This is a genomic window from Micromonospora sp. WMMA1923 (assembly GCF_049179195.1).
GTDB lineage: Bacteria > Actinomycetota > Actinomycetes > Mycobacteriales > Micromonosporaceae > Micromonospora > Micromonospora yangpuensis.
Window position 1 is genome coordinate 5,636,720 of sequence record NZ_JBMHLZ010000001.1, and the last position, 12,973, is coordinate 5,649,692.

Here is a 12,973-nt window from a genome sequence, read left to right on the forward strand (position 1 = left end):
TCCGAAACCCGACGACCGGCGGCCCCACCGATCGCCTGCACACCCGACGGCCGGCGGGGTCGGCCAACCCCGACGAGCGGGCCTTGACAAACGGGGGCGGGCGGTGAGACTGCGTCAGTGGCCGCACCCATCCCCGCACCCCGGCGACCGGAACCGACCGGGCGGACCCGTGTCGTGCTCGCCGAGGTGGTGCGCAGCGACACCGCCGCCGACCGGACCCGGGCCGAGCTGACCGAGCAGACCCGGGTGGGCGAGGCGCTGGTCCGGGGCCTGGTCCGGGCCCAGCTCGCGCTGGCCGTCCGGATGTCGCTGGTGGTGGCGATCGGGCTGGGCGGGCTGCCGCTGCTCTTCGCGATCGCCCCGTCGATCGGGCGGGCCACCCTGTTCGGCGTCAACCTGCCGTGGCTGCTGCTGGGGGTGGTGTCCTTTCCGTTCCTGATCGCCGTCGGCTGGGTGTACGTGCGGCTGGCCGAACGCAACGAGCAGGATTTCACCCACCTGGTGCAGCGGCCGGAGCGCTGAGGTGGGCAACGTCTACGTGGTACCGGCGATCGTGGCGGTCACCCTGGTCACCGTCGGGATCGGCTTCTACGGGCTGCGGCTGGCCCGGACCACCTCCGACTTCCTGGTCGCCTCCCGGTCGGTCAGCCCGACCTGGAACGCCGCCGCTATCGGCGGGGAGTACCTGTCGGCGGCCAGCTTCCTCGGCATCGCCGGGCTGGTCCTCAAGTACGGCGTGGACGTGCTCTGGTACCCGGTCGGTTTCGCCGCCGGCTACCTGGCGTTGCTGCTCTTCGTCGCCGCACCGCTGCGCCGCTCCGGCGCGTTCACCCTGCCGGACTTCTGCGAGCTGCGGTTGGGCTCGCGTCGGCTGCGTACCCTGGCCACCGTCTTCGTGATCTTCATCGGGTGGCTGTACCTGGTGCCGCAGCTGCAGGGGGCGGGGCTCACCCTGGCCACGCTCACCGGCTCGCCGTACCCGGTGGGGGCGCTGCTGGTGGCGGTGGTGGTCACCGCCAACGTGGCGCTCGGCGGGATGCGGGCGATCACCTTCGTCCAGGCGTTCCAGTACTGGCTGAAGCTGACCGCGCTGGCCGTACCCGTGATCTTCCTGGCGTTGCAGTGGCAGGCCGACGCCCGCCCCGCGGTGACCCCGCCCGACGGGCCGACGTTCCGGACCGCGACCACCGTCGTGGTCGAGCACCGCGCGACCCTCACCCTGCCCGACGGCGACACCCGGCAGGTACGCCCCGGCGACGAGCTGACCTTCGCCGCCGGTGACCCGGTACCCGAGATCACCGGCACCGCCACCAGCGCCGCCGACTGGCTGCTGCCCAGCACCGCCGGGGACGACGACCGGGGACTCTTCGCCACCTACTCGCTGATCCTGGCCACGTTCCTGGGCACCATGGGCCTGCCGCACGTGCTCGTGCGGTTCTACACCAACCCGGACGGGGCCGCCGCCCGCCGGACCACCCTGGTGGTGCTGGCCCTGGTCGGCGTCTTCTACCTGCTACCCACCCTGTACGGGGTACTCGGCCGGATCTACACCCCGCAACTGCTGGTCAGCGGAGAGACCGACGCCGTGGTGGTGCTGCTGCCCGGGGCGGCCCTCGGCGACGGCACCACCGGCCGGCTGCTCGCCGCGCTGGTCGCCGCCGGGGCGTTCGCGGCCTTCCTCTCCACCTCGTCCGGCCTGCTCACCAGCGTCGCCGGGGTGATCTGGACGGACGTGCTGGGCCGCGGCTCGGTGCGCGACTTCCGGCTCGCCACGGTGATCGCCGGTGGGATCCCGGCCGCGCTGGCGCTGAACGTCTCCGGGCTGGACGTGTCGCAGGTGGTCGGGCTGGCCTTCGCGGTAGCCGCGTCCAGCTTCTGCCCGCTGCTGGTGCTCGGCATCTGGTGGCGCGGCCTGACCGACCTGGGCGCCACCGCCGGAGTGCTCGCCGGTGGCGGCGCGGCGATCACCGCCGCCCTGGTCACCGTGCTCGGCCCACCGCTGTCGGGCTGGCCGGCCACGCTCGTCGCCCAGCCCGCCGCCTGGACGGTGCCGCTGGCCTTCTCGGTGATGATCGCGGTGTCGATGCTCACCCGCCGCCATGCCCCCACCGACGTCGCCACCATCATGCTCCGCCTCCACACCCCCGAAGCCCTCCGCCTGTAAGGAAGGGCCCCCTGTTAACGCTTTTCGTATAGCGGGGCACCCCTCTCACCGCCCACCGGGGCGGACGAAGCTCCTGCCTGGGGAGGAGACACAGGTCGTACCGCGGCGGGATCAGCCGGTGGCGGTCGCGGGCTAGGGTCGCAGGCATGACTGAGGAGCACCGGGCGCTCGCGCTGCGCGGGCTGGTCAAGCGGTTCGACAGCAAGGTGGCGGTCGCCGGCGTCGACCTGGACGTGCCGACCGGGTCGTTCTACGGCCTGCTCGGCCCGAACGGCGCGGGCAAGACCACCACCCTGTCGATGGCCGTCGGCCTGCTGCGCCCCGACGGTGGCCAGGCCCAGGTGCTCGGGTACGACGTCTGGACCGACCCGGTACGCGCCAAGCAACTACTCGGCGTGATGCCCGACGGGGTACGCCTCTTCGACCGGCTCGACGGGGCGGAGCTGCTGGCGTACCACGGCTTGTTGCGCGGCATGGACCCGGCGGTGGTGGACCGGCGCGCGGCCGAGCTGCTGGACGTCCTCGCGCTCGGCGACGCCGGCCGGACGCTGGTGGTCGACTACTCGGCCGGCATGAAGAAGAAGATCGGCCTGGCCTGCGCGCTGCTGCACGGCCCCCGGCTGCTGGTACTGGACGAGCCGTTCGAGGCGGTCGACCCGGTCTCCGCCGCGCTGATCCGCGACATCCTGCACCGGTACGTCACCGGTGGCGGGACGGTGGTCTTCTCCAGCCACGTCATGGAGGTCGTCGAGCGGCTCTGCTCGCACGTGGCGATCCTCGCCGACGGGGTGATCAAGCGGGTCGGCACCATCGACGAGGTACGCGCCGGCCGGGCGCTGGAGGACGTCTTCGTCGAGGTGGTCGGTGGTCGGACCGCGACGGGTGAGGAGTTGGCGTGGCTGTCCCGGTGACCACCCCGCCGGTCGTCGCGCCCACCGAACACCTCCGGCCGGTCCGGGCCCGACACTTCGTCCGGCTGAAGCTGCGGGTGACCAGGAACAATCTCCGAGGCCAGAGCTGGCGCGTGGCGCTGTTCGTACTCGGGGTGTTCTTCGGTCTCTGGTTCGCGGTGGGTGGCTTCTTCCTGTTCGCCGCGCCCGGCCTGGCCGACGGCGGCCGGTACGCGATCCTGGCCGGTGCGCTCGGCGGCGGCCTGGTGACCCTGGGCTGGCTGGTCCTGCCGCTGGTCTTCTTCGGGGTGGACGAGACGCTCGACCCGGCCCGGTTCGCGCTGCTGCCGCTGAGCCGGCGGACCCTGGTCACCGGGCTCTGCGCCGCCGCCCTGGTCAGCGTGCCGATGGTGGCGGCGCTTGTCGCGTTCGCCGGGCTGGTGCTCACCGCCGGCCTGCTCGGCGGCTGGGCGGCGGCCGTGGTCAGCGTACTCGGGGTGCTCTCCGGGTTGTTGCTCTGCGTCGCCGGCAGTCGGGCGTTGACCAGCGCGTTCGCCACCATGCTCCGGTCCCGTCGGGTCCGTGACCTGGCGGCCGTCCTGCTCGCGGTGTTGGCGGCCATGCTCGCCCCGATCCAGCTCGCGCTCACCGCCGCGCTGCGCGACGCGGACTGGGACCGGCTGCTGGGGATCGCCCGGGTGGTCGGCTGGACCCCGCTCGGCGCACCGTGGAGCGCCGGCATCGAGGTGGCCGAGGGACGGGCCTGGGCCGCCGCGCTGAAGTTGCTGATCACCGGGGTGAGCGTCGCGGCACTGTTGCTCTGGTGGTCCCGGTCGTTGGAGTCGGCGATGACCGGTACGGCCAGCGCCGGTGCCGCCCCGGCCCGCCGTGGCCCGGCCGGCACCGCCGTGGCCCGGCTGTTTCCCCGGCCGCTGGGCTGGCTCGGGCGGACCCGGTTCGGTGCGCTGGTGGCCCGCGAGTGCCGGTACTGGTGGCGGGACGCCCGCCGCCGGGCCAACCTGATCACCCTCGTGATGGTCGGGATCTTCGTGCCGGTGATGATCAACGTTGGCGGCGCCGGTTTCGTCTTCGACAGCGAGCAGGGGTTCAGCTCCGCCGGTCCGACCTCACCGCTGACGGCAAGCGTGTCGATGGTCTTCGTCGGGGTGCTGGCCGCGGTGACGCTCGCCAACCAGTTCGGTTTCGACGGCAGCGCGTACGCGGCGAACGTGGTCGCCGGGGTGCCCGGCCGGGTCGAGTTGCAGGCCCGGATGGTGGCCTTCTCGGCCTACGTGGTGCCGCTGCTGGGGGCGCTCTCGGCCGTCATGGTGCTGGTGCTGGGTGAGCCGGCCTGGATCGGCCTGACGTTGGGCGTCCTCTTCGCCACCTACGGCGGCGGGCTGGCGGTCAACTCCTTCCTGTCGGTGCTGGGCGCGTACTCGCTGCCGGAAACGAGCAACCCGTTCGCGATGAACACCGGCGCGGGGATCGCCCGCAGCATGCTCACCCTGGTGTCGATGATCGTCTCGGCGGTCGTGGCGATCCCGATGCTGGTCGCCGCCGTCCTGCTCGGCGACGCCTGGTACTGGTTCGCGCTACCGGTCGGCGTGGCGTACGGGGTGGGCGCGGCGTGGCTCGGCGCGTACCTGGCCGGAGACGTTCTGGACCGCCGGATGCCGGAGCTGCTCGCGACGGTGACCCCACGCCGCTGAGGATGGGTACACTCCATCCCCATCGACTGGCGGATCGAGGAGGCACGATGTCGCGCCGGACCGGTAAGCCTTCCTACCTGCTGGCCCGCCCCGACAACCGGCGACGTCTCGTCGCGGTCGGCGTGGGGCTCGTCGCGGCGGCGGTCCTGCTGGGCGGTGGCATCGGCTACGGCGTGGGACGACCGGATGCCACCGAGGCCAGCATCGCCGACATGCGACGCGCCGAGACCGAACGCGACGTACAGCAGATCGCCGACCTCACCGCGCTGGCCCGGCAGACCCGCGACCAGCTCTCGCCCATCCTCACCGCGCTGCGGCCGGACGGACCGGCACCCGACCCGGCGCAGGCCCGCCAGTGGCAGCAGACCATGCGTACGGTCGCCGAGCCGTTCGCCAACCCGCCGTCCGGCAGCACCGCCACCAACGTCGCCCGCGGTGGGCTGCGCAGCGCCGTCGACCAGGCCGCCGTGGCGGTGGACGCGTACGCCCTGGCGGCGGAGTCACCGGCGGCCAACCGCAAGGCGCTCACCGACATCGCGGTCCGGCAGGCGACCCTCGCCGCCACCACCTGGTCGGTGGCCGCGACCCAGCTCGACCAGATCAACATCGACGCGGGCCACGGCCACCAGCACGTCTACCTCGACACCGGTCAGGACGGCGGCGCCTTCACCCCCGACCACGCCCCGGAGGGCACCGGCGGTTGAGCCGACTCGCTCGGGCCGGCCATGGGTGGCGGGCGCACAATGGGGCGATGCCTGTCGTCGAGTCGGTGATCATCGTTCCCGTGGCCCCCGAGCTGGCCTTCGCCGTGTCGCAGACGGTCGCGCCGGTGCGGTACCGCTGGGATCCCTTCGTCCGGGAACAGCACTTCGTCGACGGTGCCACCCGCCCCGGCAAGGGGGTGCGTACCTTCACCCGCTCCCGGCACGGGCTGACCATGGTCAGCGAGTACGTCTCCTTCGCCCCGCCGACCAACGTCGGGATGAAGATGATCCGGGGGCCGTGGTTCTTCGAGATGTTCGCCGGTGGCTGGCGGTTCGCCCCCGGCCCCGAACCGGACACCACGCTCGCCACCTGGCGGTACAGCTTCCGCTGCCGGCCGGCGTTCCTGCGCCCGATCGCCGACCGGGTCGGGGTCTGGCTGCTCGGCCGGGACATCCGCCGGAGAATCACCGGGTACGCCGCCGGCTGCGCCGACGAGCAGGTGCTCGCCGCTGCCCGGGAATCCCTCTCCGGGCCCGCTCAACAGCCGGAGAGTCACGGTTAGCTTCGTGCCCCAGTCCGGCGCGGCACAATGTTTCACGTGAATCATGAGCCGGGTGCCGAGATCCACCACACCGACCCCTTCGCCGTACCCGTCGGTGACCGCTCGCCGGTCCGGCGGTTGCGGGGGCGGCTGGCCGCCCCGGTCACCCTCTGGACGGCGCCCGGCCCGGCCGGGCTGACCGTATCGTCCACGCTGGTCGCCGAGGGCGAGCCGGACCGGCTGCTCGGGCTGATCGATCCGGAGTCGGACCTGTGGGCGGCGGTCGAGGATTCCGGTCGGTTCACGGTTGCCCAGTTGGGCCCGCCACACCGGCAACTCGCCGACCGTTTCGCCGGCCTCTTCCCGGCCCCGGGTGGCCTCTTCGCCACCGGCGAGTGGACCGAAACGTCGTACGGGCCGGTGCCGGCCGACGCCGGTGGCTGGGCGGGGTGCCGCCTGGACGTCGCCCGCGAATACGGCTGGGGCCTGCTGGTGGAGGCCACGATCGAGACGGTGGAACTGGCCGAGGAGACCGCACCCCTGCTGCATTACCGAGGCCGCTACCACACCCTGAAGGACTGACCGCCCTCGACAGCATCGGACATGCCTGCCGCCGTCACCCGCCCAGCAACGGGCTGCGGGCTGCGGGCTGCGGGCTGCGGGCTGCGGGGGCTGACGTTCGGCGGCGGGCGGGGGATGAGCCGGCGAGGTGAGAAGGGTGCCCTGCTATACCGGAAGCGTTAACAAGGGGCCCTTCCTTGCACGGGGGGGGGGGACCGTTCGGCGGGGTGACGTGGGTCACTGGGCGCAGCTAGTCGGCCGTTCGGCGCAGCCGTCGACCGGTACCGATCTGGGCCTATCCGGTAGGGCGGTGCGCTTCCTACGGTCGCCCAAACCCCCACGCCTGTGAAGGTGGTGATCCACAGATGTCCACGGACACACCCGCTTCGGCCCCCCACGGGCCCGAGCGGTACCTCGCCGTACAACGGTCGGACGAGTTCGCCGGGTTGCGTCGCGCGCTGCGCGGCTTCGTCTTCCCGATGACCGTCGCGTTCTTCCTGTGGTACGCGCTCTACGTCATTCTCTCCGCGTACGCCCGGGGCTTCATGGGCACGAAACTGTTCGGCACCAACATCAACGTGGCGCTGATCTTCGGCCTGCTCCAGTTCGTCTCGACGTTCCTGATCGCCTGGTTCTACTCGCGGTACGCCGACCGGAAGATCGACCCGATCGCCGACAAGATCCGCGGCGAGCTCACCGGAGGTGAGTCGTGAGCGCACTCTTCGCGGCGGAGGCCAGCGGCGGTGGTACCGCCCGTACGCTGACCATCACGCTGTTCCTGCTGCTGGTGGCCGGCACCCTGGCGATCACCATCTGGGCCAGCCGGCAGACCAAGACGGCGACGGACTTCTACGCCGGCGGCCGGTCCTTCACCGGCTTCCAGAACGGTCTGGCCATCGGCGGCGACTACATGTCGGCCGCCTCGTTCCTCGGCATCGCCGGCCTGATCGCCCTGTACGGCTACGACGGCTTCCTCTACTCGATCGGCTTCCTGGTCGCCTGGCTGGTCGCGTTGCTGCTGGTGGCGGAGCTGCTGCGGAACTCCGGCCGGTACACCATGGCCGACGTGCTGGCGTTCCGGATGCGGCAGCGTCCGGTGCGGACGGCGGCGGCGGTCTCCACCATCACGGTGTCGATCTTCTACCTGCTGGCCCAGATGGTCGGGGCGGGCGCGTTGGTGGCGCTGCTGCTCGGCATCCGGCCGGGGACCACGTTCCTCGGCATGGGCGCCGACACCGCCAAGGTCGCCACGATCGTGCTGGTCGGCGCACTGATGATCATCTACGTCACGGTCGGCGGGATGAAGGGCACCACCTACGTGCAGATCGTCAAGGCGGTGCTGCTGATGGGTGGCACGCTGCTGATGACCATCCTGGTGTTGGCCAAGTACAACTTCAACCTCTCCGCGCTGCTCGGCGACGCGGCGGCCTCGTCGGGTCAGGGCACCGCATTCCTGGAACCCGGGCTGCGGTACGGCGTGGAGGTCGCCGGCAACGCGACGCAGACGTTCTACAACAAGGTGGACCTGCTCTCGCTCGGCATCGCGCTGGTGCTCGGCACGGCCGGCCTACCGCACATCCTGATCCGGTTCTACACCGTGCCCACCGCCAAGGCCGCCCGCAAGAGCGTGCTCTGGGCGATCGGCATCATCGGCACGTTCTACCTGTTCACCCTGGCCCTCGGCTTCGGCGCGGCGGCGCTGGTCGGCAGCGAGGCGATCGTCGCGCAGGACAAGGCCGGCAACACGGCGGCGCCGCAGCTCGCCGAGCGGCTGGGCATCGACTTCTTCGGCGGGGACATCGGTGGCGCGGCCATGCTGGCGATCATCGCGGCGGTCGCCTTCGCCACCATCCTGGCGGTGGTGGCCGGGCTGACCCTGGCCTCCTCGTCCAGCCTGGCGCACGACTTCTACGCCAACGTGATCAAGCGGGGCGAGGCGTCCGAGCGGCAGGAGGTGAACGTCGCGCGGATCTCGGCCTTCGTCATCGGCGCGGTCGCCATCGTACTGTCGATCTTCGCGCAGAACCTGAACGTGGCCTTCCTGGTGGCGCTGGCCTTCGCGGTGGCCGCCTCCGGCAACCTGCCGGCGATCCTGTACAGCCTGTTCTGGAAGCGGTTCAACACCTCGGGCGCGGTCTGGTCGATCTACGGCGGTCTGCTGGCGGCGGTGCTGCTGGTGTTCTTCTCACCGGTGGTCTCCGGCGCGCCGACGGCGATGTTCCCGGATCACGACTGGCAGTGGTTCCCGCTGTCCAACCCGGGCATCCTCTCCATCCCGTTCGGTTTCCTCTGCGGCTGGATCGGCACCCTCATCTCCAAGGAGCACGACGAGGACAAGTACGCGGAGTTGGAGGTGCGCTCGCTTACCGGCGCCGGCGCGCACTGAGCCGGACCTGGCCGCACCCCGGCCGGCCCGCCGGTCACAGTTTCACCGGCACCCTGGCCGCGCCACTCGGCCCGAAGGTGAGAGGGGTCCCCTGCTATACGCCAGGCGTTAACAGGGGGCCCTTCCTTTATCGGTAGGGTGCGGGTATGAAGGTTGCTCCGCGCTTCGGTACCGGTCATCGTGTCCTCGTCACCGGGGGGGCCGGTTTCGTGCCGTCGCACCTGGTCGACTCGCTCGTCGCCCGGGGCTGCGCGGTGGTGGTGCTCGACAACTTCGTCACCGGGTCCAAGGAGAACGTCGCCCACCTGGTCGACCGGCCGGGCTTCACGCTGGTCGAGGCGGACATCTCCGACGGGCTGCCGACCGACCACCCGGCCCTGGCCGAGCGCTTCGACGCCATCCTGCACATGGCCTCGCCGGCCAGCCCGACCGACTTCGCCACCCTGCCGGTGGAGATCCTGCGGGTCGGTTCGGTCGGCACCCTGCACCTGCTGGAGCGCGCGGTCGCCGACGGTGCCCGGTTCCTGATGGCCTCCACCAGCGAGGCGTACGGCGATCCGCTGGAGCACCCGCAACCGGAGACGTACTGGGGCAACGTCAACCCGATCGGGGTACGCAGCGTCTACGACGAGGCCAAGCGGTTCTCCGAGGCGGCCACCATGGCCTACCACCGGTACCGGGGGCTGGACGCGGCGATCGTCCGGATCTTCAACACGTACGGGCCGCGGATGCGCCCGGACGACGGTCGGGCCATCCCCACCTTCATCTCCCAGGCGCTGCGCGGTGAGCCGATCACCGTGCACGGTACGGGGAACCAGACCCGCTCGATCTGTTTCGTCGACGACCTGGTGCGGGGCATCCTGCTGCTGCTCGACTCGACCGAGACCGGCCCGGTCAACTGCGGCACCGAGCACGAGCTGACCATGCGGCAACTGGCTGAGTTGATCGTGTCACTCTCCGGCAGCAGCTCCGAGGTGACCTACGTCACTCGGAGTGCCGACGATCCGGAGAAGCGCCGACCGGACCTCACCCGCGCCCGGGAACTGCTCGGATACGCCCCGACGGTGGGCCCGGAGGACGGGCTGCGGCGGACCATCGAGCACTTCCGTCAGCGACTGGGGTGACCGGCGCGACACTCGCCGAGGCCAACCTGTACATCGCCTGAGGGCAATACTGGCGCGCGCTACGTACCCTGAGTTACATGTCAGCGACCAGCTCAGCCGGTGATTCGCTTCCGTACCTGCACCGTGGTGCCGGGCGCGCGTCGGTCCCCGGCCCGGCCCGGGGCGCCGGCCGGTCCCGGCCGGCCGCCCAGTGGTACCCGTCGCACGACGACGGCCCGGCGGGCGCCGGCCCGGGTGGGCCGGGCGGGCCACGTCAACCCGACGGACCGGCCGGCCCCGCCCCCCGCGGTCGGCAGCCGCGCTGGCGGCGCGGCGTCCTGGTGGTCGGGGTGGTCGCGCTGGTCCTGGCGCTGGTCGGCGGGGGCGGGGCGTGGTTCTACACCCGCAGCCTCAACAGCGACCTGGCCCGCACCGACCCGTTCTCCGAGATCACCGGCGGCCGGCCGGCGAAGACCGTGGACGGTGCGCTGAACATCCTGCTGGTCGGCAGCGACTCCCGGGACCCGGACGCCCCGGTCGAAGAGGCGAGCAGGTGGCGGGCCGACACGATCATCGTGATGCACATTCCCTCCGACCACCGCTCCGCCTACCTGGTCTCCATTCCCCGGGACCTGTACGTGCCGATCCCGGAGGCGGCCAACGCGGAGTGCGGATCGGGCAACCGAGGCAAGATCAACGCGGCCTTCGCATTCGGTGGACTGCCGCTGGCGGTACGCACCGTGGAGTGCTTCACCGATGTCCGGTTGGACCACGTGATGGCCATCGACTTCGCCGGTTTCAAGCAGGTCACCGATGCCCTCGGTGGGGTCGACCTGAAGGTCGAGCGGACCACCACCTCGATCCACAAGCCGTTCCGGACCTTCGAGAAGGGCACCAACCACATGAACGGCGCCGAGGCCCTGGACTGGATCCGGCAGCGCAAGCAGTTCCCGGACGGTGACTTCGCCCGAATGCGTCACCAGCAGGAGTTCCTCCGCGCGTTGATGGACAAGGCCGCCAGCTCGGGCACCCTGACCAACCCGCCCAAGCTGAACGCGTTCCTGCGGGCGACGACCGACGCGGTCACCGTGGACCAGGGCTTCTCCCTGGCCGACATGGCGCTGCAGTTCCGCAATCTGCGCGGCGAGAACCTCACCTTCGTGACCAGCCCGCACGCGGGCAGCGAGACCATCAACGGCGAGTCGGTGGTGGTCTCCGACCGGGAGAAGGCTCTGGCGATGTACCAGGCCATCACCGCGGACACCATGGCCGAGTGGGTGCAGGCCAACGAGAAGCCCGCCGACTCGGGCGGTAGTTGACGGTTCCGTTTCGAATTCGTTTCGACAGACGTCATCGTCGGTCGGTGACCGTGGGTGCGCGCCGCGCCACCGGTCACCGACCGGTCGTATCCGTCGGTACGTTCGGCCAGTTAATTGAGGCGAGCAGGAAGAACAACGGCAGATTACCGCCGGGGGAACTCGCCACGAGGGGCCCGGATCCGTAAAGTGATCCCTCCCCTCTTATCACGCGAACTGGAGCACGCATGCCGGTTCAGACCCGCCGTCGATCCTCGGCATCGACGCGTCCGAGCGCGGCCGCCAAGGCCTCGGCGGCCATCCCGTCGCAGCGTTCCGGCGGTGGGAAGCCCCCTGGCGACCCGCCGAAGCCGGCGAAGAAGCGCCGTCGCAAGGACCCGCTCTGGGCCCGGATCACCGTCGTGGTCGGCGCGGTGCTGATGGTGACCAGCGGAGCGGCCCTGGCCGGCAGCAAGGCCGTGATCAGCCAGGCCACCGGGAGCATCGCCCAGCGCAACCTGCTCGGTGAGGCGGGCAAGTCCGACGCCGAGGGTGGGGAGAGCCTGGAGGGTCCGATCGACATGCTGCTGCTCGGGGTGGACGCCCGGGAGCGCTGGGCCGCCGACGACGTCCGGGCGGACAGCATCATCGTGCTGCACATCCCCGCCAGCCACGACCAGGCGTACCTGATCTCCATCCCCCGGGACACCGAGGCGGAGATCCCGGAGTTCAGCAAGAGCGGTTACCCCGGCGGCACCGACAAGATCAACGCGGCCTTCCAGGCCGGCGCCCGCAACGGCGGCGGCTGGGAGGGCGGGGCCCAGTTGATGGCCCAGACGATCAAGAAGATGACCGGGGTCAGCTTCGACGGCGCGGCGATCATCAACTTCGGCGGCTTCAAGAGCGTCATCGACGCCCTCGGCACCGTGCGGATCTGCGTCAGCCAGGAGGTCAAGTCGGCCCACATGTCGTACGTGGACGACAAGCCGATGTGGAACGCGGACGCGAAGAAGACCGGCAAGGCCCGCACCCCGGTGGTGCACAAGAAGGGCTGCCGGGAGATGGAGGGCTGGGCCGCGCTGGACTACTCCCGGCAGCGCTACGGGCTGAAGAACGGCGACTACGACCGCCAGCAGAACCAGCAGCAGCTGATCAAGGCGATGGCCCGTAAGGCCACCGAGAAGGGCATCCTCTCCAACCCGGTCAAGCTGCAACAGCTGACCAAGGCGGCCGGTAAGGCGTTCATCCTCGACACCGGCAAGGCCTCCCTGCCCGACCTGGTCTTCACCATGCGGGGGGTCACCGGCAACGAGTTGACCATGCTGCGCACCAACGGCGGCAACTTCCACGGCAACGCCAACGGCCGGGAGACGCTCAGCCCGCAGACCCTGGAGATGTTCCAGGCGGTACGCAGGGACGAGCTGGGCGAGTTCATCTACACCAACCCGGCGATGCTCTCCACCCGGAAGTAGTTTCCCCGAACGCCACTGATCAGGCAGGACGTCTCCGTAGCCTGACGTGAGAGGTATTCACGTCAGGCTACGGAGGTGGGCGCCACGTCCAGGGCGGCACAGACCGGACCCCGGCGCCGGGCCGGGCGACGACGGGCGCCCCGC

General features: G+C 70.9%; 11 protein-coding genes and 1 pseudogene. All 12 read left to right on the top strand.

Annotated features, from left to right (window positions below; translation table 11 throughout):
- Positions 1–117 precede the first annotated feature (117 nt).
- The 12 genes and pseudogenes from ACN28G_RS25635 (at position 118) to ACN28G_RS25690 (ending at position 12,829) form a co-directional block, all read left to right on the top strand.
- Positions 118–522, top strand: a complete 405-nt coding sequence (locus tag ACN28G_RS25635) for a hypothetical protein (RefSeq protein WP_229688271.1) — start codon at positions 118–120, stop codon at positions 520–522.
- Between the two features lies 1 nt (position 523).
- Complete coding sequence (locus ACN28G_RS25640) at positions 524–2,164, top strand: cation acetate symporter (RefSeq protein WP_421480514.1); 1,641 nt, start codon at positions 524–526, stop codon at positions 2,162–2,164.
- A gap of 146 nt (positions 2,165–2,310) precedes the next feature.
- Complete coding sequence (locus tag ACN28G_RS25645; protein ID WP_091432269.1) at positions 2,311–3,075, top strand: ABC transporter ATP-binding protein; 765 nt, start codon at positions 2,311–2,313, stop codon at positions 3,073–3,075.
- A complete protein-coding gene (locus tag ACN28G_RS25650) occupies positions 3,060–4,766 on the top strand; it encodes an ABC transporter permease (protein WP_421480515.1) in 1,707 nt (568 codons plus the stop codon). Before ACN28G_RS25645 ends, ACN28G_RS25650 begins: the two co-directional genes overlap by 16 nt.
- A gap of 47 nt (positions 4,767–4,813) precedes the next feature.
- Positions 4,814–5,470: a hypothetical protein gene (locus ACN28G_RS25655; RefSeq protein WP_421480516.1), complete on the top strand. Its 657-nt coding sequence runs from the start codon at positions 4,814–4,816 to the stop codon at positions 5,468–5,470.
- A 47-nt stretch (positions 5,471–5,517) separates the two neighbouring features.
- Positions 5,518–6,033 carry an SRPBCC family protein gene (locus ACN28G_RS25660; RefSeq protein ID WP_421480517.1) on the top strand — a complete coding sequence of 172 codons (516 nt, stop codon included), beginning with the start codon at positions 5,518–5,520 and terminating at the stop codon, positions 6,031–6,033.
- Between the two features lie 6 nt (positions 6,034–6,039).
- A pseudogene (locus ACN28G_RS25665) lies at positions 6,040–6,594 on the top strand (flavin reductase family protein); the annotation flags it as partial.
- A 344-nt stretch (positions 6,595–6,938) separates the two neighbouring features.
- Complete coding sequence (locus tag ACN28G_RS25670; RefSeq protein ID WP_091432283.1) at positions 6,939–7,286, top strand: DUF485 domain-containing protein; 348 nt, start codon at positions 6,939–6,941, stop codon at positions 7,284–7,286.
- The gene (locus tag ACN28G_RS25675; RefSeq protein ID WP_421480518.1) at positions 7,283–8,959 is read left to right on the top strand and encodes a cation acetate symporter; all 1,677 of its coding nucleotides are present in this window, start codon (positions 7,283–7,285) and stop codon (positions 8,957–8,959) included. Before ACN28G_RS25670 ends, ACN28G_RS25675 begins: the two co-directional genes overlap by 4 nt.
- 146 nt (positions 8,960–9,105) lie before the next feature.
- On the top strand, positions 9,106–10,083 hold the full coding sequence (locus ACN28G_RS25680; RefSeq protein WP_091432290.1) for an NAD-dependent epimerase/dehydratase family protein: 978 nt from the start codon (positions 9,106–9,108) through the stop codon (positions 10,081–10,083).
- A gap of 77 nt (positions 10,084–10,160) precedes the next feature.
- The gene (locus ACN28G_RS25685; protein WP_421480519.1) at positions 10,161–11,381 is read left to right on the top strand and encodes an LCP family protein; all 1,221 of its coding nucleotides are present in this window, start codon (positions 10,161–10,163) and stop codon (positions 11,379–11,381) included.
- A gap of 224 nt (positions 11,382–11,605) precedes the next feature.
- Positions 11,606–12,829 carry an LCP family protein gene (locus ACN28G_RS25690; protein ID WP_421480520.1) on the top strand — a complete coding sequence of 408 codons (1,224 nt, stop codon included), beginning with the start codon at positions 11,606–11,608 and terminating at the stop codon, positions 12,827–12,829.
- Positions 12,830–12,973: the final 144 nt, after the last annotated feature.

Excerpts from the sequence above, each read along its gene's own strand:
- ACN28G_RS25645 (WP_091432269.1), top strand. The coding sequence starts at position 2,311 with ATGACTGAGGAGCACCGGGCGCTCGCGCTGCGCGGGCTGGTCAAGCGG.
- ACN28G_RS25655 (WP_421480516.1), top strand. The coding sequence starts at position 4,814 with ATGTCGCGCCGGACCGGTAAGCCTTCCTACCTGCTGGCCCGCCCCGAC.
- ACN28G_RS25660 (WP_421480517.1), top strand. The coding sequence starts at position 5,518 with ATGCCTGTCGTCGAGTCGGTGATCATCGTTCCCGTGGCCCCCGAGCTG.
- ACN28G_RS25670 (WP_091432283.1), top strand. The coding sequence starts at position 6,939 with ATGTCCACGGACACACCCGCTTCGGCCCCCCACGGGCCCGAGCGGTAC.
- ACN28G_RS25680 (WP_091432290.1), top strand. The coding sequence starts at position 9,106 with ATGAAGGTTGCTCCGCGCTTCGGTACCGGTCATCGTGTCCTCGTCACC.
- ACN28G_RS25685 (WP_421480519.1), top strand. The coding sequence starts at position 10,161 with ATGTCAGCGACCAGCTCAGCCGGTGATTCGCTTCCGTACCTGCACCGT.
- ACN28G_RS25690 (WP_421480520.1), top strand. The coding sequence starts at position 11,606 with ATGCCGGTTCAGACCCGCCGTCGATCCTCGGCATCGACGCGTCCGAGC.